This window comes from Leptospira venezuelensis (genome assembly GCF_002150035.1).
Classification (GTDB): Bacteria; Spirochaetota; Leptospiria; order Leptospirales; family Leptospiraceae; genus Leptospira_B; species Leptospira_B venezuelensis.
The window spans coordinates 1,573,380-1,599,553 of record NZ_NETS01000010.1 but is presented as its reverse complement, the minus strand read 5'-3'; the positions used below and the strand labels follow the sequence as shown (position 1 = coordinate 1,599,553).

General features: G+C 38.9%; 25 protein-coding genes. 17 read left to right on the top strand and 8 right to left on the bottom strand.

Going from position 1 to position 26,174, the window contains the following annotated elements; all coding sequences use genetic code 11:
• The first annotated feature begins 9 nt into the window (after positions 1-9).
• The 4 genes from B1C82_RS14845 to B1C82_RS14830 are packed head-to-tail and all read left to right on the top strand — an operon-like array spanning position 10 to position 4,893.
• Complete coding sequence (locus B1C82_RS14845) at positions 10-1,626, top strand: HAMP domain-containing methyl-accepting chemotaxis protein (protein ID WP_086448280.1); 1,617 nt, start codon at positions 10-12, stop codon at positions 1,624-1,626.
• A 3-nt stretch (positions 1,627-1,629) separates the two neighbouring features.
• Positions 1,630-3,453, top strand: a complete 1,824-nt coding sequence (locus B1C82_RS14840; protein WP_086448279.1) for a chemotaxis protein CheA — start codon at positions 1,630-1,632, stop codon at positions 3,451-3,453.
• Positions 3,454-3,459: 6 nt separating this feature from the next.
• Complete coding sequence (gene cheB / locus B1C82_RS14835) at positions 3,460-4,506, top strand: chemotaxis-specific protein-glutamate methyltransferase CheB (protein WP_086448278.1); 1,047 nt, start codon at positions 3,460-3,462, stop codon at positions 4,504-4,506.
• Between the two features lie 18 nt (positions 4,507-4,524).
• On the top strand, positions 4,525-4,893 hold the full coding sequence (locus B1C82_RS14830) for a response regulator (protein ID WP_086448277.1): 369 nt from the start codon (positions 4,525-4,527) through the stop codon (positions 4,891-4,893).
• Here the strand turns inward: B1C82_RS14830 and B1C82_RS14825 are convergent.
• Together B1C82_RS14825 and B1C82_RS14820 are read right to left on the bottom strand one after the other, a co-directional pair.
• Positions 4,890-6,014: an acyltransferase family protein gene (locus B1C82_RS14825; protein WP_157894140.1), complete on the bottom strand. Its 1,125-nt coding sequence runs from the start codon at positions 6,012-6,014 to the stop codon at positions 4,890-4,892. The genes B1C82_RS14830 and B1C82_RS14825 overlap by 4 nt on opposite strands.
• Before the next feature lie 9 nt (positions 6,015-6,023).
• A complete protein-coding gene (locus B1C82_RS14820) occupies positions 6,024-7,046 on the bottom strand; it encodes a DUF2804 domain-containing protein (protein WP_086448276.1) in 1,023 nt (340 codons plus the stop codon).
• A gap of 137 nt (positions 7,047-7,183) precedes the next feature.
• Here B1C82_RS14820 and B1C82_RS14815 point away from each other — a divergent pair, with 137 nt between their 5' ends.
• Both B1C82_RS14815 and B1C82_RS14810 read left to right on the top strand, forming a co-directional pair.
• Complete coding sequence (locus B1C82_RS14815; RefSeq protein ID WP_086448275.1) at positions 7,184-8,071, top strand: LIC_13029 family protein; 888 nt, start codon at positions 7,184-7,186, stop codon at positions 8,069-8,071.
• 39 nt (positions 8,072-8,110) lie between these two features.
• The gene (locus tag B1C82_RS14810) at positions 8,111-9,898 is read left to right on the top strand and encodes a transglutaminase-like domain-containing protein (protein WP_086448274.1); all 1,788 of its coding nucleotides are present in this window, start codon (positions 8,111-8,113) and stop codon (positions 9,896-9,898) included.
• 55 nt (positions 9,899-9,953) lie between these two features.
• Here the strand turns inward: B1C82_RS14810 and B1C82_RS14805 are convergent, their stop codons facing one another.
• Positions 9,954-10,547: a DUF6962 family protein gene (locus B1C82_RS14805; protein WP_086448273.1), complete on the bottom strand. Its 594-nt coding sequence runs from the start codon at positions 10,545-10,547 to the stop codon at positions 9,954-9,956.
• 29 nt (positions 10,548-10,576) lie between these two features.
• Here B1C82_RS14805 and B1C82_RS14800 point away from each other — a divergent pair, with 29 nt between their 5' ends.
• The 7 genes from B1C82_RS14800 (at position 10,577) to B1C82_RS14770 (ending at position 16,247) form a co-directional block, all read left to right on the top strand.
• Complete coding sequence (locus B1C82_RS14800; protein ID WP_086448272.1) at positions 10,577-11,926, top strand: hypothetical protein; 1,350 nt, start codon at positions 10,577-10,579, stop codon at positions 11,924-11,926.
• A 61-nt stretch (positions 11,927-11,987) separates the two neighbouring features.
• Positions 11,988-12,809 carry an aldo/keto reductase gene (locus tag B1C82_RS14795; RefSeq protein WP_086448271.1) on the top strand — a complete coding sequence of 274 codons (822 nt, stop codon included), beginning with the start codon at positions 11,988-11,990 and terminating at the stop codon, positions 12,807-12,809.
• A gap of 81 nt (positions 12,810-12,890) precedes the next feature.
• Positions 12,891-13,340, top strand: a complete 450-nt coding sequence (locus tag B1C82_RS14790) for a MarR family winged helix-turn-helix transcriptional regulator (RefSeq protein WP_086448270.1) — start codon at positions 12,891-12,893, stop codon at positions 13,338-13,340.
• Positions 13,341-13,444: 104 nt separating this feature from the next.
• Positions 13,445-13,882, top strand: a complete 438-nt coding sequence (locus B1C82_RS14785) for a DoxX family protein (RefSeq protein WP_086448269.1) — start codon at positions 13,445-13,447, stop codon at positions 13,880-13,882.
• 325 nt (positions 13,883-14,207) lie between these two features.
• Positions 14,208-15,563 (top strand): sensor histidine kinase, encoded by a 1,356-nt coding sequence (locus tag B1C82_RS14780; RefSeq protein ID WP_086448268.1) that lies wholly within the window; start codon positions 14,208-14,210, stop codon positions 15,561-15,563.
• Positions 15,564-15,627: 64 nt separating this feature from the next.
• Positions 15,628-15,909 carry a GNAT family N-acetyltransferase gene (locus tag B1C82_RS14775; RefSeq protein WP_086448267.1) on the top strand — a complete coding sequence of 94 codons (282 nt, stop codon included), beginning with the start codon at positions 15,628-15,630 and terminating at the stop codon, positions 15,907-15,909.
• Positions 15,906-16,247 carry a VOC family protein gene (locus tag B1C82_RS14770; protein WP_086448266.1) on the top strand — a complete coding sequence of 114 codons (342 nt, stop codon included), beginning with the start codon at positions 15,906-15,908 and terminating at the stop codon, positions 16,245-16,247. The genes B1C82_RS14775 and B1C82_RS14770 overlap by 4 nt, the downstream gene beginning before the upstream one ends.
• Here the strand turns inward: B1C82_RS14770 and B1C82_RS14765 are convergent.
• Together B1C82_RS14765 and B1C82_RS14760 are read right to left on the bottom strand one after the other, a co-directional pair.
• Positions 16,244-17,482, bottom strand: a complete 1,239-nt coding sequence (locus tag B1C82_RS14765) for a BaiN/RdsA family NAD(P)/FAD-dependent oxidoreductase (protein WP_086448265.1) — start codon at positions 17,480-17,482, stop codon at positions 16,244-16,246. The genes B1C82_RS14770 and B1C82_RS14765 overlap by 4 nt on opposite strands.
• A gap of 10 nt (positions 17,483-17,492) precedes the next feature.
• Entirely contained in the window at positions 17,493-18,359 is an 867-nt protein-coding gene (locus B1C82_RS14760) for a pirin family protein (protein ID WP_086448264.1), read from the bottom strand.
• 75 nt (positions 18,360-18,434) lie between these two features.
• Here B1C82_RS14760 and B1C82_RS14755 point away from each other — a divergent pair, with 75 nt between their 5' ends.
• Positions 18,435-18,905 (top strand): LIC13081 family protein, encoded by a 471-nt coding sequence (locus B1C82_RS14755; RefSeq protein ID WP_086448263.1) that lies wholly within the window; start codon positions 18,435-18,437, stop codon positions 18,903-18,905.
• Positions 18,906-19,007: 102 nt separating this feature from the next.
• On the top strand, positions 19,008-20,711 hold the full coding sequence (locus B1C82_RS14750) for a hybrid sensor histidine kinase/response regulator (RefSeq protein ID WP_086448262.1): 1,704 nt from the start codon (positions 19,008-19,010) through the stop codon (positions 20,709-20,711).
• Between the two features lies 1 nt (position 20,712).
• Here the strand turns inward: B1C82_RS14750 and B1C82_RS14745 are convergent, their stop codons facing one another.
• The 3 genes from B1C82_RS14745 to ilvB all read right to left on the bottom strand — a co-directional run bounded on the left by B1C82_RS14745 (position 20,713) and on the right by ilvB (position 24,655).
• Positions 20,713-21,303, bottom strand: a complete 591-nt coding sequence (locus tag B1C82_RS14745) for an anthranilate synthase component II (RefSeq protein ID WP_086448261.1) — start codon at positions 21,301-21,303, stop codon at positions 20,713-20,715.
• The gene (locus tag B1C82_RS14740; protein WP_086448260.1) at positions 21,300-22,718 is read right to left on the bottom strand and encodes an anthranilate synthase component I family protein; all 1,419 of its coding nucleotides are present in this window, start codon (positions 22,716-22,718) and stop codon (positions 21,300-21,302) included. Before B1C82_RS14740 ends, B1C82_RS14745 begins: the two co-directional genes overlap by 4 nt.
• A 209-nt stretch (positions 22,719-22,927) precedes the next feature.
• Complete coding sequence (ilvB, locus tag B1C82_RS14735; protein ID WP_086448259.1) at positions 22,928-24,655, bottom strand: biosynthetic-type acetolactate synthase large subunit; 1,728 nt, start codon at positions 24,653-24,655, stop codon at positions 22,928-22,930.
• Between the two features lie 311 nt (positions 24,656-24,966).
• Here ilvB and tpx point away from each other — a divergent pair, with 311 nt between their 5' ends.
• Both tpx and B1C82_RS14725 read left to right on the top strand, forming a co-directional pair.
• Positions 24,967-25,482 (top strand): thiol peroxidase, encoded by a 516-nt coding sequence (gene tpx, locus B1C82_RS14730; RefSeq protein ID WP_086448258.1) that lies wholly within the window; start codon positions 24,967-24,969, stop codon positions 25,480-25,482.
• 31 nt (positions 25,483-25,513) lie between these two features.
• Positions 25,514-26,170, top strand: coding sequence for an SGNH/GDSL hydrolase family protein (locus tag B1C82_RS14725; RefSeq protein WP_234008421.1), 657 nt, complete (start codon positions 25,514-25,516; stop codon positions 26,168-26,170).
• Positions 26,171-26,174 lie beyond the last annotated feature (4 nt).

The following is a 26,174-nucleotide window of genomic DNA, read 5'->3' as shown; positions in this document are numbered from 1 at the left end:
GATAGAAGAATGAGCGTCAAAGCCAAATTAACCATAGGATTCTCAACCGTAGTCGTTCTGTTGATCTTCGTAGCAGGATTTGCTATTTATCGTTTAAATACTTTTAATGCAGTAGTAACAAAAGCAGTCAATGTTTCCGCTAAAAAATCAACTATGCTTTTAGCAATGCGAACTGCAATACTTAAGGTCACCCGAGCAGAAAAGAACACCATTCTTTCCACCGAAGAGGACGACATGAAAAAGTATATCGGTGAAACGGAAACAAATTTGGCGCTTTTACCTCAACTGGGCACTGATGTTTATCCTCTCTTGCAAGAAGCAGGCAAGAAGAATATGGAAGAATTCAGACTAGTGGAAAAAGATTATAGAGCAACTCTGAAGAAAGTTTTAGATCTCGCATACATTAACAAAAACGTAGAAGCAAGACAGATTTCCCAAGTACAATTAAGAGCACACTTAGACAAGATGGAAGGCTTTCTTAACCAAATGATCGATCGTGCCCAAAAGGAATTGGATGATGCAAATAGGAACACAGATGAATTATATGCAGAAACCACTTTCCTGATGATCCTTATTCCGATTATTTCTTCTTTGATTGCTGTGGCTTGCGCTGTATGGATCACAGTTTCAGTCAATAAGGCACTAAGTACTGCATTGGAAGTAGTTGGTTCCGTTTCTTCTGCGGCAGCTCAAGTTTCTGCTACTGCATTCTCTTTGAGCCAATCTTCCAACGAACAGGCTGCAAGTTTAGAAGAAACAACCGCAGCTGTAGAGGAAATGTCTTCTACGATCGAACAAAATTCACATAACGCAAAAGAAACAAACTCAATGGCAGAATCTTCTTCGAGAGACGCAAGTAAGGGCAGAAAATCTGTATTAGAAACCTTAAATGCGATGAAAAAGATCTCAGGCAAAGTTAATATCATAGAAGAGATCGCTTATCAAACCAACCTATTAGCTTTAAACGCTGCTATCGAAGCTGCACGAGCTGGTAAACACGGGAAAGGATTCGCAGTAGTTGCTGACGAGGTAAGAAAATTAGCAGAAAGAAGTCAAATTGCAGCCCAAGAAATCAATGGTCTTTCTAAGGATTCGGTAGAACGCGCGGAAGATGCAGGAAAACTTATAGAAGAGATTGTTCCAAGTATAGAAAATACCGCAAAGTTGATCCAAGAAATCTCAGTTTCTTCAGACGAACAAGCAAGAGGTATTACTCAGATCAATACTGCAATGGTTCAGCTAGACCAAGCGACACAAGAAAATGCTGCGGCCTCAGAAGAGTTAGCTTCTACAGCAAAAGAATTGAATGAACAAGCAGAAACTCTTTTGGAAGTGATGGGAACTCTGATTAAGATCAGAGAAGAAGTGTTAACTGCTTCCAAAGGGAAATCAAGAAAGCAGGATAGAGGACCTTCGGCTGCAACTCAAACGATCAAATCGCACTTTCATGCTCCTCATTTCGATCTGAAGCATGCCGCTTCTCAATTCGGAAATGCAAAACGAGATTCAAAAAAAGCTTCCAACGGAAAAAATTTCCTTCCGTTGATAGAGGAAGAGTCTGAAACAACTACTCAATCAGAACATTCCTCTGGCTCAGAAGAAAACTCCGGCGAAATAAAAGTATAAAATATGGATCGAGAACATCTACTTTCGGAATTCGTTTCGGAAGCCCGGGACCTGATCGACTCTGCTGAAACTTCTCTTTTAGCACTAGAGGAGGAGATTGAAACTTTAGGGCAAGGAAATCCGGAGACTTTAAACAAAGCTTTCCGTTTTTTTCATACCCTTAAAGGTTCCTCCGGGTTATTGAAATTAGAAACAGTTGTGAAAATCACTCACCTGGGTGAAACACTTCTGGATATATTAAGAAATCAAAATAAAGTTACAGAGTTCGCTTTCAGTGACGATCTGATGGAGACTCTTGATCTTCTTCGCAGAATATTCGATCGGGTGGAAGAAGAAAGAACTGATTCCGGTTTCGAACAAGAAACTGAGATAATTAGAAATAAACTGAAAGAACAATTAGAGCGAATTTCTAAAAGTTCGGAAAAAGAAAAGGCCGTCCCAGAGAATAAATTCGGATTTTTTGAAGAAGCGACTCCGGCTCCTTCTAGTTCGAAAGGGTTCGGATTTTTTGAAGAAGAGACTAAGCCCGCAATCGTAGAGAAAATTCCGGCTACTTCTCCTGATATTAATCCAATTATACAAGAAGTTCAAGTTATAGAAAAAAAGAAAGATATTCGTATCACAACGGATAAGCTGGACCAGCTTATGGACTTTATGGGAGAATTGGTGATAGCAGAGTCTAACGTGATCCATCATCCTGAATTAGAAGGATTAAGATTAGAAGGCTTTCGTTCCTCGGCTAGACATCTCCATAAGATCGTACGAGATCTACAAGAAGTTACATTATCCATGAGAATGGTGCCACTATCTTCTACTTTTCAAAAAATGAACCGGTTAGTAAGAGACTTACAAAAACGTTCTCAGAAAAGATTAGATTTCAAAATCGGTGGAGAAGACACTGAAGTAGATAAATCTGTAGTAGAGATCATACAAGATCCGATCATTCATCTATTAAGAAATTCTATTGATCATGGTTTAGAAATTCCCGAAGAAAGAGCGGAGCTCGGCAAAAAAGACAAAGGAACTATTCGTTTACAAGCAAGACAGTCTGCAAATGAAGTCTGGATCCTAGTAGCAGATGACGGAAGAGGGTTAGATCGCGAGAAGATCATCAATAAGGCCAAAGAAAAAGGTATTTTAAAAGGAAATCCCGAAGAGATGAGTGATAAGGAAGTTTTCCAACTTATATTCACTCCTGGATTTTCTACCGCAGAAAAACTCACAGATATTTCCGGCAGAGGTGTCGGAATGGATATCGTTCTTCAAAATATCAAAAAGCTGAACGGTAAAGTAGAGGTGCGCTCTAAAAAAGGAGAAGGCACTACTTTCATTTTAAGAATTCCTCTTACTTTAGGGATTATTGAAGGAACTGTTTTTGAAGTTGGAGGAACTTATCTCACTCTACCAACGATAGAAATCAGTGAATTGGTGAGTCTAAAAGATCAGAAATTGATCCATCCTTATAAGGACCAAGAGGTATTGGATCTAAGAGGGATCTATATACCCGTAATACGGATTAACGATCTGCTTGGTCTCAGGGAAAAGTTAGAATACAAAAGTAAAAATCCAGTCTTGATCATCTTAGAGAATGAAGACAGATTCTTGGGAATACTCGTGGATGAAGTATTAGGTAATCAGAATATTGTAATCAAACCTCTTTCTTCCTCAATCCAAAAGGCCCAAGGTGTAAATGGATTTACTATTTTAGGAAATGGAAGAGTCAGCTTGATCCTGGATACTAAATTCCTATTCGAAAAATTTCATGGAACAGCTACCGGTGCAGCAGCCGCTGAAAACTCAAATCTAAATTTAGAAAAAATGGCCTAAATTAGAATGATACATGTGTATATCATAGACGATAACCGGATTGTCCGTGAGATAATCGCTTCTCAATTGCAAGAAGACCCTAGATTCAAAGTTGTTGGATCTTCTACTGCAACTGAGGCGATGAAAGATATTATAAAAGCAAAACCGGATGTGATCACTTTAGATGTGGAGATGCCTGATATTAGCGGGATTGAATTCCTACAATGGTTAATGCCTAAATTTCCTATCCCTGTTATTATGCTTAGCTCATTTACTGAAGCTGGAGCAAAAGTTACATTAGATTCGCTGCAAGCAGGAGCCTTAGATTTCGTTCAAAAAGCAGATGGAAGTGAAGAAGATTTCCTCAGAATGATGCTAGAACTTAAAAATAAGCTACGAGCTTGTGCGAAAACAAATGTTTCAGATGTTTTAAATCGAAACCAAAAGGCCTCTTTAACAAAAACTCAAACTAGTTCCACAGTTTCTAAAATTAAACTGATAGCCATCGGAGCTTCTACCGGCGGAACGCAAGCGATAGAATATATAATTCGAAATCTTCCGGGAGAACTTCCGCCTATTTTGATTGTACAACATATGCCTGAATATTTTACCGGAATGTTTGCAGAAAGGTTAGATTCCGTTTCTCTTCTAAGGATACAAGAGGCTCAAGAAGGTCAAAGTATCTCTAAAGGAAACGTGTATGTGGCAAGAGGAGATCATCATATGGAATTAGGAGATCCCCCATATTATAATATTCGAATACATAAAGGCGAGAAGGTCACAGGCCATAGACCGTCCGTGGACGTATTATTTCATTCAATTTCAAGATCCCCATTAGCTTCTTTTTGTGCAGCCTTTCTTCTCACTGGAATGGGAAAGGATGGCGCAAAAGGACTCAAAACACTTTCTGAAAAAGGAGCAATGACTTTTGGGCAAGACGAATCTACATCCGTAGTTTATGGAATGCCCAGGGAAGCTTACGAAATGGGTGCAGTAAAAGAACAGATCTCATTAGACAATATCCCTGAAAGAATTTCAGATTTATGTTTCGGGACAGCAAATAGTTATAATTAATCAAAGGTAAGGTAGAAAATGACAAAGATATTATGCGTAGACGACGCTCCAACGGTTTTAAAACTTTTAGATTTCACTCTAACGGAAGAGGGATATTCCGTATGTAAGGCCGCAGGCCCAGACGAGGCGCTTACTAAAATAGAATCTGAAGGTCCTTTTGAAATAGGGATCTTCGACGTGAATATGCCCGGCAGGACAGGAATAGAACTCACTAAGGAAGTTTTAAGAACTGAAAAAGGAAAAAGTATGAAGATACTGATCCTAACTACCGAATCCAGCGATGCAATGAAATCACAAGGGAAAGATGCAGGAGCAAAAGGATGGATGATCAAACCTTTTAATGACGAGGACCTTCTCGCCGCGGTAAAACACCTGATCGGTTCTTAAATTCTCCAATACAATCTTTTTTTATCCAAAAAGAAAAGGATCAAAAACCATAAGACCAACACGGTTATCGAATATAAAAACGAACTCGACTCCGGAGAATCTATCCAGCTTTTATAATATTCTAGATAGATCATATTTTTCAAAGGGATCTTTTTCCCTTCCGGAGAAGAGACCATGATTATATTCAAACTTCTGGCAAATATTCCTGATCCAAAAAAAACAAGTAGAGCATTCTTCCCGAACGGGAGAAGAAAACTTTGTAAAGCCTCAAACCCAAATCTATTAAATTTTTCTAAAACTAAGAATAATGAAATAATAAGTAAAGCCCAACCAGCAGTCCAGAGAGAATAAGTGCCGGTCCATAAACTTTTATTGATCGGATAATAAATTCCCCAAATCCCACTCACAAACAATACAGCGAATGCACCCAATGCTATTTTCCAAGACATAGAAAGAAGGGATTCTTTCTTCTCCAAAGAAAACTTTATAAATTCTCCAGCAAAAATCCCGCAGAATACTGATCCAATAGATGTGAAAGAAGTTAGAAGACCCTCTGGATCCCAGACTTTACCGAATTTCCATAAATGTGCCTGGCCGAAAACTTCTCTATCAATCCAAGCTCCCCAGTCTTTTCCTTCTTTCATGCTTGGCTCTATAGTACCAGGAGGGGGAACAAATTCCTGCAGGTACCAATAAGAGATCAGTAAGCTAATAAATAGAAAAATCCGGAATTTTAAATTTTTCTCACGATATAGAATTGCTCCAAAAAGATAAGCAAACCCAATCCTTTGCAAAACCCCTGGAAATCTAAGATTGGAAAAACTCCATTCTCCAAAAAAATTCAAGAATAGTCCCAGAAAGATCAGGACAAATGTACGCTTTAGTATTTTAGGAAATTCTTGTATTCCATTGGAAATAGAATACGGAATAGAAGCTCCCACTACAAAAAGAAAAAATGGAAACACTAAGTCAGTAGGAGTACATCCGTCCCATTTTGCATGTTTGAGAGGCCAATACATATTGGACCATGTCCCCGGATTATTTACCAGGATCATACCAGCCACAGTAAGGCCTCTCAAAAGATCAATGGATAAGATACGAATCGGATTTTCAGATTTCAATTTATGAAACTACCAGAGGGATCTGTGAAATTCGGTGAAACCCCAAACATCTTTGATCTGAACTTCCTTTCCTTTCTCCGGCCTGAAACTTCCAGAAAATTTTCCTACAAATTGCCTGAAGTATAATTTAGTCCAGATCAGATTCACTTTCTCTTGTCTTTCTCCTTTTGGCTCGAACTCCAGACGGATACGTCCTTCTTCGTCCCAAAGCCTCCAAGGTTTATAAGGATCTTTATGAGAAAAATCGAATATACATCTACTGACTCTTTGTCTTTCAGAATCGATCCAATACGCGTTCTCCGGGAAAAAACTTTCGTTTACCAGAGCCGCAAAATTAGCCCCTATCTTGGTCCGATCTGGAAGAACAGAAGAGAATGCGGCCCAGTACCAATTTGTCTCTCTTCTCAAATAACCTCCGGACCAATCATAGACCATAGTTGTCCGCGAAGGATCTCGAACCAGTTCCTTCTTCTCATACTTTACACTGATACGATCAGGAATCAAAGGTGAACATTTTTCTGTGAATGTCCAACGACTTGGCTCAGAAGGATTTAGTACTCTAAGAGGATTATGAGTAATCAGAGAATATGGGAATTCCCCTGAGATTTCCAATTTATTTCCAAAGTTTGCATCAAGCAGAAGTTTTCCTTCTGAATGTGACTTGCGAATATTTAGGAAGGACTTTCCCTTTTTGAAAGAGATCTCGTATTCATCCGGATTAGCGGGGAATTTTAAGGCAAGACCTAAGTCGGGTCCTTTTACATCGAATTCGTAGACTTTGCCCTGATCGAATTTATACAGATAAGCAAACACGTTATACGCATATCCAAGACTCACAGCCGCGATCCCGACCAAACAGTCTTCCATCATGATCCCTAGATAATTGAAAGAATGGAACGCGAACTTCTTTTTAAGCCCTTTGATCTCCTTTCCGAAAAAATCCAGAAGAGTAAAATCGTGATGATTAAATTCGATCGGACCATCCCAAACTCCATAGTGTACTTGATTTTCGGGTCCGATAATTTTTTGCATAGATTTCGCTCGATTTTCGAACGCTTAGTTGAAAAATCAATGGGATTTCTACCTCATCAACCAAATCTGCTTTACAATTAACTTTTTCGTACCAAGATCGACCTAACATTCGTTCGGGAATATCGGCATAACCATTCATGGGAGAAATCCAGAGCAAGCCTGCAGGAAGTAGAGAAATTCTAGAAGCTTCCGACTTAAAAACTCTGAAAGATAAAAAAACTTCCCGAGAAATCTCAGTTCTTCTCTATCGAGTTTTATTTCGAAGTGAAGAAGTTCGAGGAGGTTCGGTAAAAGTAGTTAAAGAGACTTTTATCCGCACCCATTCGAATCACCCGGAACAATTTCCTATCCTAGACAGAGCTAAGTTCGTTAGGGATATGATCTCCGTTTTCAAAACTTCTACTGTACTTAATCCAGAAAAGTTAGAAACATTCTTTGCCTCCATTCATGCTGCATTCCAAAATGAGATCAGATATTTTTTAGGCAAATCCACTCAGTTCACGTTCGACATTATGTTTCAGGTGATTGAATCTATCCTTCAAGAGATGAGTCATCCTGAAGACCAAAGAACAGTGGATGTAAAAGATAGAGAGCTTATCCTAAAACATTTTAGAGCCTATAACGATCTTTCCAAATTTTTCAATAAGATGGGAACTTCGAAGGCTGTGATCGATAAAAAGGACGATATCATCACCGAGATCTCTATCAATCATAAAGAGATCACAATCGTTTCTATCGAAAATATGTTTCGAAATATTCTGGCCCAGATCCTTCTTTCCAGAAAGTATAATTGTGGGACCCTGATCGATAAATGGTCTAGCGAATACGGCTTCGGCCCTGAACAGGCCCAGTCTATGAGAAATTATATCCAAGAGACTGCCCCTCTGACTGACTTCAGAACACAATATGCTAACGCATTGCGCGCTATTGGAACGGAGAATGATATGGACCTAATGTTCCTTAGAACATTATCCAACTATTATTCATCCTGGGTAACTCAGGTCTCGGAACAGATCCCTGCTTAAAACGGTTTGATTTTTAGAACCGTATCCGTCCAAAAGCGGATGGATTATCTACGCGTTCCTTTAATATCAGTCCTCGTATTTCTCTGTTTATTCGTTATGGAATTGGCCTCAGAAGGGGCTTATTCTTCCATGAAATGGGATGTCGCTGAACCGAAGACATTCTCTCTTTCTCCCTTAGCCCCCGAAGAGAAGATTAAATCTTCCCAAGGAAGTTTATTGGTAGGAGAAGATCTTTATATACCTGCTAATTTTCCGGATACGAATGGAAAAAACACAGGCGGTCTACTTATTAAGAATATAAAGACCGGAGCCACAAACCGGTTGGACCTAAAGGAAACTGTAAGAGGTCTTGCATGGGATGCTGACGAAGAACAAATTTATGTAAGGCTGAAAAAGGAGATTGTAGTTTTCAAGAACGGCTCCTTGGAAATCAAAAAAAGGATCCCCTTTTTTCAAACAACATCCCTTTGGGGAAACATTGGTTTTGCTCAGGGAAAACTTTTCGAGATCAGAGAGAATAAACTCGTTTTTTATGAGAAGGAAACAGGATCCGAAATAGAACAAAAAGATCTGCCTATTCCCAAAGTTTCTTTCGTATTCGATTGCTCTGGAAAAGAAATCTTTTTTTGGTATTCTAAGGACGGAACAAATTTACATTCTTATGATCCTATTTTGAATAAGATCAAAAACAGTTTTACCGTACATTTAGAATCCAAAGAGGCAGGTAGACTCTCATGTCTTAAAAACGATTTGGTGATCCTCAGTCCAGAGTCTGAAATTTATCAAAATCTAATAAGGATCGGGAAGGATTATTATCCGGGGAAACAAGAAAATTTCGTACTCAAAGGAAATCTAAGTTATAGGTTTTCGCCAAGCAAGGATACAATACGCTTTATCTTAAAGATCACTCCTAAGGAAAATTCTCCCGAAACGGAGATTGCAGTAGCCATTCCACCTCAAGAAACCTCGTCTCAAATATTGAGCGAGGAAAAATTCCATGCGAATGGAAAATTGACCGAAGATAAACAGAGCAATCGCACCTTACTTATTCCTATTCCTGCATTGACCCCTGGGCAAATCTGGGAAGAAACAGTATATTCAGCTAAATTAGCAAGATATAATATAGATTCCGGGCTAACTAGTTTCCAAACTCCTTGGGAAGATTGGAAAATTCCGAACGAATGGAAACAATATTTAGAAGACACTTCCGCATATAAGATCTCTGATCCTGAGATTATTCGGATCAGAGATGAGCTTAAATCCTCTAGCTCGAATGTAGAAGAATATATACAATCGGTATATAGCCATATCCGAAAAAACATGGTCTACAAGCAAGATGGTAGATTCGATCCAGCACCGATAGCTCTCCAAAACGGTCATGGTTCATGCACGGAACATAGTTACGCTCAGATCTCATTACTCAGGAGTGCAGGTATACCGGCCAGAATGGCTTGGAACTGGCTACCTGTAGGAGAAAAGGTGGAGTTAAATCATAAAATTGCGGAAGTATGGCACCCTTCCTTCGGTTGGATTCCTATGGAACCCTTGGCCCCTCCTAGAACAAGAGCTGGGTTAACATATGCAAAACATATAATATTCGCAGTACTCAATCAGCCAAGTCACTCCATCATCAAGGGAGGAGACACTTTAGCTAATTTTACTAAACCTGCAGGCGGGGCGACCAGATCGATTTCCATAGAATTGACTCCGGAAATCTCCCATAGATCTACAAAACGATCCGATCTTGAAGCCGAAGAAATCTATCAGAAATCGAATCCTGTAAAAAATCGTATCTTAGAAAAATCGGAAGAGAGGATCGTGGAATAGAAACGAAGAAAGTATACGCCGCAACTGCATACTACTTTTGCGGCGCATCTTATAATTATCCAATTCTTTTTAAGGAATATCCTAAGCAGTAAGAAGCTACAGCTAATCCATAATGGAATAGATCCACCCGAGGAAGTCCCGCAATGGTTCCAACAGTTCCTATTACAAGACCGGATAGAATAAAAAGTAAGGCTCCTGCAATTCCATATAATGCAGCTGTCTTATGAGAGCCTTTGTATTTTTGAATACATACTACTAAAACTGCGATCAACGCAATCGCTCCGATCACTGTGGAGTATAATCCAAAAGGATAAAGATAACTTAATATAGCTAAAACTAAGAGAATAAGGCTAAGCAGATTCCAAGTTTTACCATCTATCTTTCCGAAACCTGCATTAAAAAATGCAATCCCGATCCATGGAACCCCAACTACTCCTGCAACATGCACGATAGGTCTATAAATTGGGCTGATCCAATCCCCGCCTAAAAAGAAAATCACCCCGAGAAGGGCACCTAATCCAATCAAAAAAAGGCCATAGGCTCCTCCCTTTTTTGAAACGTTTCCTTTAGAGGAAGACTGGACGGAAAGACTGGACCATACGGCGAAGATCGCCAATACTAAATCAGATATAGCAGTACTAATTTGCATGACAAACAAAGAATCCGATCCAAATCAAAATGCAAGAAGGATTCATTTTAAAATTGATTTTCCTAGAGTCTTCTCTACTCTCAGGACTTTTTATTATGAGTTTGGACACTTGGATCACTACATCGGATAGCATTCGTAAAGAAACTAAAAACCCCTATTCTGGTGGATGTATATTCGTCATTGGTATCTTGGCTTTTGGTGTTTTCGGAAGTATTGCTTCTTTATTTTTCGGAGTAATGCTCCTAACTGGAGAAGATAAAATCTTCCCTGGTTTCGGATTCTTCTTCTGCATATCACTCGTTACTATTTTTATTATTACAATGCGGAGTTATAGAAAAGCGTCTCATATCATTAAAACGATAGAGATCCAAACTAATACTTCCATCCTTTCTCTTAGAGAGACAGAAAAATCGGACGTAGAACTTCCACTGTCAGAATTTATTTCTTATATGATCATATTCCGAACGGAAAGATCTTCTTCTACCGGGAATAGCATAAACACGAACAGCACCTGGAAATATTGGGATCTATACTTGGTTTATAGAGACGGAAGTTGTATTTTATTAGAAACTTTTAGAGACGGAAATTCTCTCCAACAAGGATTAGAATTTTTCAAAACAAGACTTCCTCTACCTGTTCTGGACAGATCGGATCTAAAACTTACCAATCCAGAGTCAAAAGATATTCCGCATAAACAAGATCCAAAAAAGATAGAACCTTCTCATTGGGTCAAAACTGAATCGAAAGATCAGGGAACCAAGATCGAAATCATAGAGCCTAAATCCATAGGAAAAACCTTTATTACACTGCTTGTCCCTGCATTATTTTATGGAGCTTGGTTCACGATCCTAAAATCTTTCCTTGCAAACTTTGTGGATCTAATCTTCCTGATCTTCTTCGTTCCTTTTTCGGTTTTCTTTTTAGGAATCGTCACATTGATGACAATTTTCATTTTATTTAAAAAGACAGAAGTGATCGCGAATTCCCTTGAATTAAAGCTTCGTTATTCCACCAGGATACCTATTCTAAGCAGTTTATTATACAAGGAGAGAAGTATCCCACTAGTTTCTATAAGGAATGTGCGCACAATACGAATGGAAAAAGATAATCAGATACTTTGTGTCGCATTAAAATCTTCTAATGAATCTAAACAGAGAACTTTTTTAGAATTTCTGTATAATATACAAGCAGTCAATCTTTCGAGTAAACAACTGCCTGGAGATGCAGAACTTCTTGGAATTATAGTTTTGGGTTCTTGGCTGCCTAAAGGTCCTGGATATAGCGATCTAGTATACGCAGAAAAATTACTGGAATCTACTTTAAACCTAAGAGAAGAGTCCCTGACATTCTCAGATCTTTCTCCTTCTACCAAAAAATAAAACTGCATCATTTAGAAGTAAGAATAGATCCAATCTAAACAAAAGGAGTCTAAGAACAAGTATGCAAAATTTAGTCTTAAACCAGTCCGTTCAATTGAATAACGGAGTAGAAATGCCAGTCTTCGGCTTAGGAGTTTGGAAAACAAAATCCGGAAAAGAATGTATTGATTCAGTTCTGAATGCTTTAGAATTCGGATACAGACATATAGACACCGCTAAAATTTACGGGAATGAATCAGATGTAGGAGAGGCCATCAGAAAGAGCGGAATTCCTAGGAAAGAATTATTCATCACTACAAAACTTTGGAATAGTGATCAAAGAGATCCGCGTAAATATTTAGACGAGTCCTTAAAAACATTAGGATTAGATACAATAGATTTATATCTCATTCATTTCCCAGTGGCAGGAACCAGAAAACAAGCTTGGAAAGAATTAGAAAAAGCCTACAAAGAAGGTCTAGTCCGAGCGATCGGGGTAAGCAATTACACAATCCCACATCTACAAGAATTATTTCAATATGCGGAAATTATTCCCGCGGTAAACCAAGTGGAATACCATCCATTCTTAAACCAAAACGAACTCCTAAACACTTGCAAAAAGAATAATATAGTCTTGGAAGCATATAGCCCCCTCGCCCATGGCCAAAAAATTTCAGACCCAAAACTTGTTTCTCTTGCGTCAAAATACGGAAAAACTCCCGCTCAGGTTTTAATCCGATGGGCAATCGACAAAGGATTAGTAGTCATTCCTAAATCAGTCAAAAAAGAAAGGATCCTAGAGAATTCTCAAGTATTTGATTTTAAGCTAAGCGAGCCAGATCTACAAGAAATGGAAACCTGGAATGAGAACTTCCGGACCTGCTGGGACCCAACTGGAGCCTAAGTAGACTTAGGTTTAGCAGCTTTTTTTGTTGACTTTTTTCTTTTGGATGTCTATACATTAATAGTTCAATCTTAAAGTATTATGGCCACTCATTATAAAGGAAAGCCTAGAGATGTAAAGGTATTAGATGCTTACATCAAATTAAGCCGCTGTGCGGATTCTATTCGCACAATGGAGGAAAAATTCCTGAACCAATATAATCTGACTAGTGGCCAGTTTGGATGTTTGGAAACTCTTTACCATCTGGGCCCTATGTGCCAAAAAGAGATTGGTCAAAAAATATTTTCCTGCGAAGGGAATATCACTCAGATCATAGACAACTTAGAAAAAAGAAGTTTAGTGCTCAGAGTCAGAAGTGAAGAAGACAGACGTTATTTTATCATCAATCTTACCGACAAAGGAAAGGAACTCATCGGAACTTCTTTCCCTGATTATTTAGAGCAGTTGAAGGGCAAGATGTCCTGCCTCAGCGACGAAGAACTCAAAAATTTAGGACAGATCTGCAAGACTGTCGGACTCAAATCCGCGTAATATGAAAGGAGGGATCTATGTTTTTCGGATTTTTCGGCCCATTACTTTAATAATAAACTATTAAACAATAGACTATATAAACACGAATCAATCAGGAGGTGACTATGATTCAGAAAATTCTCAAAACAGATGCGGATATAACTTCCCTAATTCTAAGAATAACTCTCGCAGTTGTGATGTTCCCACACGGAGCACAAAAGGTCCTAGGCTGGTATGGCGGGTATGGATTCTCCGGGACTTATACATACTTAACCAGCGCAGGCTTTCCAGGTTTCTTGGTAATACTTTTATTCATCGCAGAATTTCTTGGACCAATCGGATTACTTTCAGGTCTTCTTACTAGAGTAGCCGCAGCAGGAATAGGAGTCGCGATGACAGTCGCAATACTTCCCCATGCAGAACACGGTTTCTTTATGAACTGGGCAGGAAGCCAAAAAGGAGAAGGTTTCGAATTCCATCTATTGATGGTAGCAATCTCCCTAGCATTAGTGATCAAGGGAGGAGGAAAACTCTCTGTGGATGGAGCAATCTCCAAAAACTAAAACGTACCATTATACCTAACTACCAACTTCAGAGAGGTCTTCGGACCTCTTTTTTTTTATCCGCATAACGTTCCGATCTTTCGAATAACGTGCAATTTTCACGACGAAAAATTGTTTTAAAAAGCGATTCAGATTTGTGAAAAAACAAAAAACTAATCACAAGTATTTAGTATTCAATTTATTTCAGGCTATTACTTAAAGAAGAGAATCCAGGATCTTACATAATTCATTATGAAAATAGAAACAATTAAAATTCCCTGCCGCTTTTTATTCGAACTAGAGTATTATTGTTTTGATAGATTCCAGTAGTCTATTGATAACAACTATGGAAAAAGGAAAAAAATTCGGTCCCCTTGATCGGATTTTCAAATCGATCCAAGGATATTTAACTCCAAAAGCTCCGAGCTCTTCCGGACTTTCCTTTTGGAGGGAACTCATTTTAACTTCTATCCTATTTACTATGGCGATACTAGGGACCATAGTATACTTTCCGAGCGTTTACCTAGCGTGGACTGAAGGTAAAACTGAAGTTTTATGGATAGATTCATTTTCATTAGGGCTCATATATATTCTTCTACTCGGCAAAAGAATAAATTTTTCGATCAAGGCTACATTGATCCTAGCTATGAATTATTGTTTAGGACTTTCACTTTTAATTTTCGTAGGACCAGAAGGAGGAGGATTACTGTGGTTATTTCCCTTTCCAGTTCTTGCGGGAGTTTTATTCGGCCTCACTCCTTCTCTTTTCGGACTTTTAGCAAATATGATCGCGGTCTTCATAGCCTCTCAAGCTCAATTCTACCTGAGTCTTCCTTGGTCCATGGCTCCGGAAAGATTATATGTAGTAGGCTTAAACTTTCTAATTGCAAATACGATTGTATGCGTTCCACTTACAATTCTAATGAGAGGGTTACAAGAAAGTGTGCAAAGAAGGCATGAATATCTTACCAACCTTAGATTAAGAAAAGCTCATATATATAGATCTAAACGTACTTTAGAAAAAGAAATAGCGAACAGAATAGAGATCGAAAGGACCTTAGAAGAAAATTTAAGAGAAAAAGAAGTACTTCTTCATGAGATCCACCATAGGGTAAAAAATAATCTTCAAATTGTTTCCGGAATGTTGAACTTACAAAACATGTATTCAAGTGAGTCCACTACTTCTGAAATTTTATCTAAGGCTCAAAACAGGATCACAGCGATGGCAATGATCCACGATCATCTTTATAAGCAGGACAAATTCGCAAACGTGGACATGAAGACGTATTTGGACTCTCTTTTGAGACACCTTGTCACTTCATATTTTCCATCCGGAAATCGTATTGGGTTCGAAGCCGATATTGATCCAGTCAGGCTTTCTATGGAGAAGGCGATCCCTTGTGGTTTAATAGTGACTGAGCTGATCTCAAACTCTCTCAAACATGCATTTCCTGAAGAATCAAAGGGAAACATTTCGGTTCAGCTAAAGTTAAAAGAGAATAAAGTCCATCTGACTGTCAAAGATGACGGTGTTGGAATGCCTTCCATTCAAGAATGGTTCGGGCAATCTTCTTCTCAAAAGCAAGATCAGGATTCTTCTTTAGGACTAATGATCATTCGTTCTTTGTGTAGTCAACTTAAGGCAGAGCTAGATCTGAAAAACGTAGGTGGAACTTCCGTTTGCTTGATTTTTAAAACTTGATCGAATTCCATTGATTTGGCGTTACTAAACTTTTCCCAAAAGAGTCGAATCAATAGAGGGCAAAATGAATTCAGTCCAACACGATATTGCAGCCAAAAAATTCCTAATCATACAAGATGGAAGAGAAGCTCATTTAGTTTATAGAGAAATTGGCGCCCATGTTTGGGACTTGTATCATACATTTGTTCCGACTGATTTTAGAGGGAAAGGTATCGCCTCTCAACTCGCAGAAGCCGCTCTTAAAACCGCAAGAGCAGAAACCAAAAAGGTCATACCCAACTGCTCTTTTGTACAAACCTATCTGAAAAGACACCCTGAATATTCAGACCTGGTGATTATGGAATGATCCATCATATAGCGATTTCCACACAAGATCCGGAAACATTAAGAAAATTTTATATAACTATTCCTGGATTATCTTTCGAAAAGGATCATTTTTACCAAGATGGCAAACTCAGATCTTCCTGGTTTTTAGCAGGATCTATTCGCATAATGATAGAAAAAGAAGAAGATCCCAAGGCCCCTCATGCTCTCATCTTCTCCGCGCCAAAAAGGGAAGAAAGAGAAAAGATAGATTCCTTATTCGGGAATTCTTTTATAGAAAAGACTGATTATACAAAATATTTTAAAGATCCAGACGGGAATCGTTTAGGATTTAGTTCTTATCCTGAACTTTGGGACTAGTTATCCGCTATTGCTTTGGCTGCGATATAAGAAGTGGTCCAAGCGTTCTGAAAATTAAATCCTCCTGTGATACCATCTATATCCAAAACCTCTCCAGCAAAATAAAGTCCAGGATGAAGCCTACTTTCCATTTTGGAAAAATCCACTTCCTTGCGACGAACTCCACCACAGGTAACGAACTCATCTTTAAAAACTCCTTTTCCTGAAACTTTCAGAACGGTTCTTTTTAAGATCTCTTCTGCTTGGTGAAATTCTTTAGAAGATATTTCAGACCATCTCTTTTCGGAGCCACAAGACTTCTCCCAAACTCTTTCCCAAAATCTGGAAGGAAGATCAAATTCGGAACGACTTGACGGCTTTTTGGAAGGACTATCCTTCTTCTTTTCTAAAAATATTTCTCTCAATTCTTGTCTGGAAAGGTTAGGAATCCAATCTACAAGTAATTCTGCTTTATAATCTGAATCGAATAATTCCCTTGCCGCCCAGGCAGAAAGTTTCAAAACCGCAGGACCACTTAAACCCCAATGTGTAAAGAGAACGGGACCTCTTTGTCTTAGTTTAGAGTTTTTGAATATAATCTCTACATCCGAAACCGTAAGCCCCTGAAACCCATCCAGCAATGGATCCGAGATCTCAAATGTAAATAAAGAAGGAACGGGAGATTCTACTTTATGGCCCATATTTTCCAGCCAACCCCAAACCTTGCGAGAGGAACCACTTGCTACCAGGACAAAATCGAAATATTCTTCTCCTTCTTCTGTCTGTATCCTGAACCTTCTATTATTCGGATCTTCATTTTTATAAATTCCTAATATAGAAATTTTAGTTTGGATTTTGACCCCTGATTTTTTGGCTTCTTCTAATAAACAATTGATGATCGTTTCTGAGTTATCGGTTACGGGGAACATTCTACCGTCGTTCTCCGCCTTTAATTTAACTCCTCTGGATTCGAAAAAACGGATCGTATCTTTAGGCTGAAAGATCTCGAAGGCTCTTTTTAATTCCTTCTCTCCTCTAGGATAACGTTTGGATAATTCCTCCGGATCAAAACAGGAATGAGTGACATTACATCTTCCCCCTCCTGAAATTTTTACTTTGGATAATACGTTTGGAGATTTTTCGTATAATTTTACTGATATTCTTCCTTCTGAAAGAATTCTAGTTTGAATGGCTCCGAAAAAACCGGCGGCACCGCCGCCGATCACTGCTAATTTTTTGGTCTGGACTTCTTCCATGAATGGGGAGTTATATTGTCCCCATTTTTCCTGCGGAATAATCCTCAAAAGCCTGTTGTATTTCTTGAGGAGTGCTCATCACAAAAGGGCCATAACGTGCTACTGGTTCGTTCAGAGGTTGTCCTCCTAAGATCAAAACTTCCCAAGCAAAATTTTCGGGAGCCCTAAGGCCGATACTACCTTCTCCGCCTTGGTAAAATACGGTCTCACCCTCTACTAGATCGTGTTCAGCATCTGCATCGATTACAGTACCTTCTCCCACGAATGGATATGCCAGAATATTATAATCTTTTGGTACAGGCACTTCTGCATATGAACCTGGAGAAAGTTTCAAATGGAAGAATACGATTGGAGTCTGAGTTTGGATAATCGCATTGGTTCCCCAAAGATCTCCTGCTATAACCTTTGCCCAAACACCGTCTTTTTCTGCCACTGGAAGTTCGGACGAATCCATTTCTTGATAATTCGGGGAAATAAGTTTTTTATCCCTTGGGAGATTGACCCAGATCTGGAATCCATGCATTCTTCCACCTCTGGACTGAAAATCAGCAGAAGGAAGCTCTGAATGTACAAGACCTGCGCCTGCAGTCATCCACTGGATTCCACCTTCTTTTAATTTTCCTGCATGTCCCCAGGAATCTCTATGCTCCATTTCTCCGGATAAAAGATACGTAACGGTTTCGAAACCTCTATGAGGATGATCTGGAGCGCCGATAGCTTTGCCCGGTTCGTAGACGACAGGTCCCATTTCATCCAACAATAAAAATGGATCCCAATAAGAAAATTGCGGAACTGGGAATGGTCTGCGGACTGGAAATCCTCCACCTTCGATAGTTTTTTCGGCGATTCTTGTTCCGGTTATTCGTCTAAAACCCATATTTCCTCTCTATATTACATTGGACTCGAAAAAGGATCCTAAGGGAATTCTTTTTAAAGAAAGAGAGAAGTTTCCATGGCGACGACTACTATTGCTTTTACTGTGCCGATTTCTTTAAGCAGAGCGTTCGATTACGTTTCTAATTTCGAACGTTTGCCTGACTGGTCAGGAAATATTCTCTCCTTTAAGAAAAATGAAAGTATTCCTGGTTTTCAAGTGAAAACTAAGTTTTCATTTTTCACATGCAAGTTCGAATACCAAATTTTAGAATCCAAATATCCAAGTCGATTGGTAGTGAGAATCAAGAGTAGATTTTCAGATCAGATTGAGACCTTCTCCTTTTATCCAGACCCAAAGGGTTCAGACACTGACACTAAAATACTTTTTACAAGTCAGATGGAGTTATCCGGATTTTCTAAAGTTTTCAGATCCTGGATCTTCTCCAGAGCGTTCAAAAACACGAGAAAGGATATCCGAAAATTGCAAGAGATCCTTTCTCAAGGCAAAACCTTAGGAATTCGTAATTTTCAAGTCATCCATGATTGATACTGAAAATAATCTCTAAAGAGTTAAATCCTTGTGTTTTTGCTTTCACTCAGGAGAATATGGCCCATCATTTTTTAGTCCTATAATATACAATATTTCATTATGGAAAACCTTCCCTATAGTGTCGCTCCCCTACCCGAAAACGAAAAAGATAGGGTACAAGCATTAAGACGTTATAGAATCTTAGATACTCCTCCTGAGGAAAAATACGACGGGATCATAAAGGCAGCCTCCCTAATTTGTGGAACTCCCATGGCTTTAGTTTCATTGATCGATTCAGAAAGACAATGGTTTAAGGCAAGAATGGGTCTGGAAGTAAATGAAACTCCTAGGCAAATTTCATTTTGCCAATTTGCAGTTTCCGAAAATAAGGCCTTGGTAGTTGAGGACGCTTTAAATGATCCTAGATTCCGACAAAACCCTCTCGTATTAAATGATCCGAATATTAGATTTTATGCAGGCGCTCCGTTACGTACGCCTGACGGTTATGTACTTGGCACACTTTGTGTGATTGATACCCAACCGAAAAAGATATCCGAGGCGGAGGTAAAGGCGCTCGAAGCATTAGCAAACTCAGTAGTTTCCTTTATGGAGTTAGATGCCAAGTCTCAGGCGCTGATCCAATTACAGTCTGTAGCATTAGAATTACAAAAAGCTAAAGAACAATTTTTTATTAATATGAACCATGAGCTTAGGACCCCAGTACATGGTATTCTAGGAATGGTGGATCTATTACATCAAACGAACAACATAGAACTTCAAAAAGAATATCTGGGATCTTTAACTGAAAGTTCAGAACATCTGATCCGATTAATCAACGATGTAATCGATTTTAGTAAGGCCGAATCAGGTTCATTACATTTTAGTTTTAAAGAATTCGACCTGATCACTCTTTTAGAAAGATACACTGAAGAAGCTTCAGACAAAGCATTTAAGAAAGGATTAGCGTTTAAGACTATTTTTCCGCCTGCAAGAGAAAGTATCGATGTGAAATCGGATTCTATTCGTGTAAGACAAATCCTTTCGAATTTAGTTTCTAATGCATTGAAGTTCACCGAAAAAGGTGGGATCACTGTAGAGTTAGATGTAGCGAAGGAAACCGAAACGGACATAACACTTTCGCTGAGCGTGAAAGATACAGGTATAGGGATAGAAACAAATAGGATCCCGATTTTATTCGAAGCATTCTCTCAAACTGATATTTCTATTTCCAGAAAGTATGGCGGAACAGGTTTAGGACTTTCTATCTGCAAAAGAGTCTGCGAAGCATTGGATTGGAATATATCTGTCGAAAGTGAATTAGGCAAAGGTTCAAAATTCGTTTTAGAAATGACTCTTCAGAAAGCAAATCTATCTGAAAAAGTTAAAATTGCAGAATCCAAAAATCGGACCAATTTTAATTTCTCGGAACATGGAGATCTGAAAATCCTTGTGGCAGAAGACAATCCAGTTAACCAAAAGTTAATCCAGAAGATGTTGGAAAAATTAGGGTTAAGTTGTGCGGTTGTTTCTAATGGTATAGATGTATTGGTTTATTGGGAGGAGAACGATGTGGATCTTCTTCTTTTAGATATACAAATGCCCGAGTTAAGCGGACTTGAAGTAGCAAGGATCTTAAAGAAAAAGCCTAGTGCCAAAAAAGTTCCTTGGATCATCGCAGTCACCGCCCATGACAGCACCGAAGACAGAAGAGCCTGCGCAGAAGCTGGCATGGACGATTATCTAGGAAAACCATTTCGAATAGAAGATCTGGGAGAAAGAATCCAAGAATTTTTGAAAACTCCCCGTTCTTCCATTGCGTCCTAAATTATATTAGGAAATTAGAAAGCATCTTTCTTCCCCCTTCGGTGGCAAAAGACTCGGGATGGAATTGAACACCCTCCATTCTTTTTTCTCGATTCCGAATCCCCATAAGTTCTGAGCCTGCATAAGCAGTTCTTTCCCATTCTTTTCCGAGAGAATTTTCATCCACCAATAAAGAATGATATCTCATCACTTTTAGATGGGAAGGAAGATCCTGAAATACTCCCTTCCCATCCGTTTTAATCTCAGAAATTTTTCCATGCATCGGACATTCTGCTTTTATAATATTTGCTCCTGCAAAATGTGCTATACCTTGCATTCCCAGACAAACACCTAAAATCGAAACCTCTCCTTCTAGCTGTTTTAGCATTTCCATAGAACAGCCGAAATATTCTGGGTCCTCAGGAGTTCCAGGTCCTGGAGAAAGTATAATTCTATCGTATTTCTCTTTCAAGACCTTAGAAACATCCGTTTCATTCTGGCGGATCACATCTAATCTAAATCGATAAGGGAACTCTTCTTCTAAAATTTCTCCTATAAGTTGGAATAGATTATAGGAGAAAGAATCATGATGATCTACTAATAGCACTTTCATTGAGCTGCCTCCATTGCTTTTAAAACCGCTCCCAATTTATGACCGATCTCTTGGTATTCCGCATCCGGATCTGAATCCATAACGATCCCTCCTGAGGCCCGAACCACTGCCTCTTCTTCTTTTCTGAAATAACTTCGGATTGGAATGCAGAAGGAACAATTTCCATCAAAGCCGAATCTTCCGACAGCTCCGCCATACGGCCCTCTTGGATCATTTTCTATTCTATGAATGATCTTCATAGATTCTATTTTAGGAGCACCACTTAACGTTCCGGTAGGAAAGGAAGAAGTTAATCCGGTAAACATATCCTGACCCGCTCTCAAGATGCCCGAAACTTCCGTAGACAGATGTTGCACGTGACTGAATCTTTTAAGAGCAAAAGAATCTCTTACCTTCACAGTTCCGAATTTGGAAACTCTGCCGAGATCGTTTCGATGCAGATCCACAAGCATATTATGTTCTGCAATTTCTTTCGGGTCGGAGAGAAGTTGAAGTGCAAATTTTTGATCTTCTTCTTCGTTTGTCCCTCTCCGAATTGTTCCTGCTAATGGAAAACTTTCTGCGAGTCCGTCTTTCAGCCTAAATAAAAGTTCAGGACTTGCTCCTAAATGAACTTCTTCAGGAAAACTCATGAAGAACATAAAAGGAGAAGGATTTATCTTCCGAACCGATTTATATAATTCGAAGTCTCCTTTCTTTCTATCTGCTGCAGTTTCACCCTCTCCTACTAAGGATGTTTTTCGAAATCCTACCTGGCATTGGAAAGTATTTCCTTTCCGGATCTCATCTAAAACTTCATCCACCATGGATTTGTGTTCTTCTTTTGTTTTAGAAAAACCTAAATCAACTGATTTAAATTTTCCTTTATCGGGAGTTTTCTTTTTATAAATTCCCTCAAACAAATCGTATCGATCTACTCCATAATGGAAATATTTAGATTCTCCCGTTCTTCGGTCTAAAAGAATGCCGTCTTCCATCCAAGCAAAACAAAACTTCGGGAATTTAGGATGTTCTTTTAGAAGAAGACTAGGCTCCATATCATTCGCAGCCTCATAAGAAAGGTATCCGTATAAGCCTCCACCTCCTGCCTCTGTATATTCTAAGAAAGATTTTCTTGGAGGAAAAATTTCGGAAAATAATTGGTAAGGGTTTCCTTTCCCGATCTCTTTTCCGTCACATTCTAATTTATCTCCCTTTGCTTTAAATACTCTCTTTGGAAAACCTGAGATAAAACTATATCTGGAATTATCCGATTCAGGCCCTAAACTTTCGAATAGAACTGCGATCTCAGTTTCCTCCATTAGTTTTTGAAAATATTCCAAGACACCTAGTTCCTTTAATGGGAAAGATCGGAGTGTTGGTCGTGGGAAAAGTGAGTTTACTTCTTTTCTGATATTTTGGATCTCTATGGACATATTAGTCTCCTTAATTTTGAACCAAATAGGCTCAGTAACACATTAGAAAAAAGGAATATGTAGATACGATTAGGCCCGGGAGGGCCACCAAGAGAAATTGCAAGACAGGATAGAAGAAGAGGAATTAAATGAGGAAGACTCGGACTTCTCGATCAAATCTTTGACCGAGAAGCCTCGTAGAAATAAACACCGTCTGTAAACGGAAATTTTCAACCTAAGAGCATCTCCAAATTACTTTTTCCGGGAGGAACCATCGGAAGAACTTGAAGATCTTGATCAATCGGAACAACGATCAGTCCAGGCCCCTTCTCTTTTAAGAAAGTTTCTAGGTTTTCTAATTTTTTTTCCTCTTCTCCCAGATCTAAACTGGAAATCCCGAAAGCATTTGCTATCTTAGAAAACTTAGAAGAAGAAGGATAGGAGCTTCCATTATACCTACTTCCGTAGAATAAATTCTGCTGCTGACGAACCAGCCCTAGATTCCTATTATCGAATATTATAATTTTCAAATCTGATTGTAGCTCACTTAAAGTGTCCAATTCCTGGATATTCATCAATATAGACCCATCTCCGGAAAAACAAACGATCTTAGAATTAGGGTCCCCAAGTGAAGCTCCAATTGCAGCAGGTAAACCGAAGCCCATAGTGCCCAATCCACCGGAAGTCAAAAAGGTTCCGCTTTTCTGAAAAGGATAATATTGAGCAACCCACATCTGGTGTTGACCAACATCTGTAGTGATCCTTGCTTTCGGTCCTAAAAAGTTTGCAACGGACAAAATAATATCCTGAGGAGAAAAACCTTTAGAAGTATTAACAGAATTTAAAGGATACAATTCTTTATAAGAAAGGATCTGTTCTCTCCATTCTTTTCTTTTACGAATGGGGAATTCTCCCATATTCTGCAAAAAATATTTTAGATCGGAGCAAAACCCGAAATCAGGTTTTCTTAATTTTCCAATTTCCTTATAATCTATGTCTACATGGATCACTTTTGCATTTGGACAAAATGTGTCTAATTTTCCAGTGGCCCTATCATCAAAACGAACCCCGAAAGCTAAAAGAAGATCAGATTCAAATAATAATCGATTCGTATAAGGTGCGCCGTGCATTCCAAGCATTCCCAAAGACAACTCGTGAGTTTGGGAAAAGGAATCCAATCCCATCAAAGTACAAACAACTGGAATATTCTGAGCTTCCGCCAATTGTAAAATTAGTTCTTCTGCACCTGAACCTTTTACTCCCCCGCCTAGATACAAAACGGGTTTTTTAGAATTTTCTAATAAAGAGAAAAATCTAAGCTTATCTGCTTCTGAGATAAAAATCTTATGTGAATTTGTTACTTCCTGAGAACTCCAAATTGATTCTATCTGGGACATAGAAAGTGATATTGGCGAAGCCTGTATATCTTTGGGAACATCTATCCAAACAGGTCCAGGTCGCGGTCCTTCTGCTATTTGAAATGCTTCCGGTAAAACACGGATAAGCTCAGATACGGAACGAACCAAATAAGTCTTTTTAGTAATAGGTAAAGATAATCCATAAGTATCTATTTCTTGGAAAGCATCTGTTCCAACGAGAGATAAGGGCACTTGGCCTGTAATTGCGACTAACGGTATAGAATCCGATTTTGCGTCCGCGACTGCGGTGATCAGATTAGTAACTCCTGGCCCAGAGGAGGCTAGACATACGGCAGGCATTTTGGTAACTCTGGCTTCTCCCTGAGCCATAAACCCACCACCTTGCTCGTGTCTTGCAAGTATATGACGTATTCCGCTATTATGAAGCGCATCGTATAACGGCAAATTGGCGCCACCCGGGATACCATAAACATTATGGATCCTTCTTCTTTTTAAATAAGCAACGATCAGTTCGGCTCCATTTTGCGGAACCTTATCTTCTCTAAGCCAGGCCTTGTTTTTTTCAGTAATCGTTTCCATTTTGCCTCACACAGTGTAGAAATAAAAAAAGCCCCCCTCGGCTTTACGCCGAGAGGGGCTTTTCGAAGATTGCAGACTACGAAAGAACCTTAGGGCGTAATTGCCAACCATGGTAGCGTGACCACTACCACCATCCAGAGGACGACCCAAAGGGTTTGATTAGACTGTAGACCTAATTTATTCATTACTTAGTAAAAATGACAGATAAACCCGCCTAAGATATTCACGATTTACTCAGAAAAATTTGCAAGAACTTTTTATCGTTGCTCAAATCCGATCACAGCATATCATCCCTTCCCAAGGAAACAAAAATGGCAAGCGTCACTCTTAAAGGTAACCCAGTTCAACTCGAAGGAAAATTATTAGAAGTAGGTGCAAAGGCCCCCGACTTTCACGGAACGGCAAAAGACTTAAGCACCAAGTCTCTCAAAGATTATAATGGAAAAGTGAAAATCTTGGTCTCGGTTCCAAGTTTAGATACATCTGTGTGTGCAATGGAGACGAAAAAATTTCATGAAAGAGCAACAAAGTTAGATGGAATCGTAACAGTTGTTGTTTCAGGAGATCTTCCTTTTGCAATGAATCGTTTTTGCACTATGGAAGGATTGGATTCTCCAAATCTAGTTACACTTTCTCAATTCAGGGATTTTTCTTTTTCTAAAGCGTATGGAACACATATTGCTGATGGAGGTTTACAAGGGCTTTCTGCAAGAGCAGTTTTCGTTTTGGATAAAAATGATACTGTACAATATGTAGAATTAGTTCCTGAAATCGCAAGTGAACCGAATTATGAAGCTGCGATCGGAGCTGCTAAAAAATTAGTTTAAACGAAACATTCTTTCTAGAAAGAATGTAATCATGCAGAAGCTGAAAGGCCATTGGAAAAGGTTACTTATAAACGTAAGACCGGCCTTGCTTCTGCTTTTAACATTTCCGCTTATCAATTGCGATAAAGATCCTTCTTCCGATCCTGAAAAACTAATTTCTTATCTTTCTAAACCTTCTTTAGCGATGTACGGAGACAGCATAGTAGCGTCTTGGCCTGTCGATGACCAACTTTCCGGTTTCAACGTAGTCAAGTTTGCTTTTCCTGGGATAGATACGAATAAAATCCTGTCATCTGTCCAAAATGATAAAAATCGTTATAATGCATGTTTATATGAAGGAGGGATCAACGATTTTTTAGGAAATTATTCACCCACCCAAGCTCAGGTAGACGCGACAATAAACAGGCAAATCCAAAGTATACAGATCCTTTTAACAAGGTGTGAACATGTAACTGCATTAAATCTTTGGAATATTAAATTCCCGTGGCCCACTCTTGCCGTTGCAATGATCACTGCGGAAATGAAAGAAAAGATCGATTTTGTTCCAAGAATAGACACGGAACTATTGATCCAAGACGACATGTTGACGGATGGGAATCATCCCAACAAAAATGGTTACTATATTCTCTCCAAAGCAGTTAGAGAAAAACTACAACCGTTCTTCCCGATATTATATCTGAGCGAATAAGGCA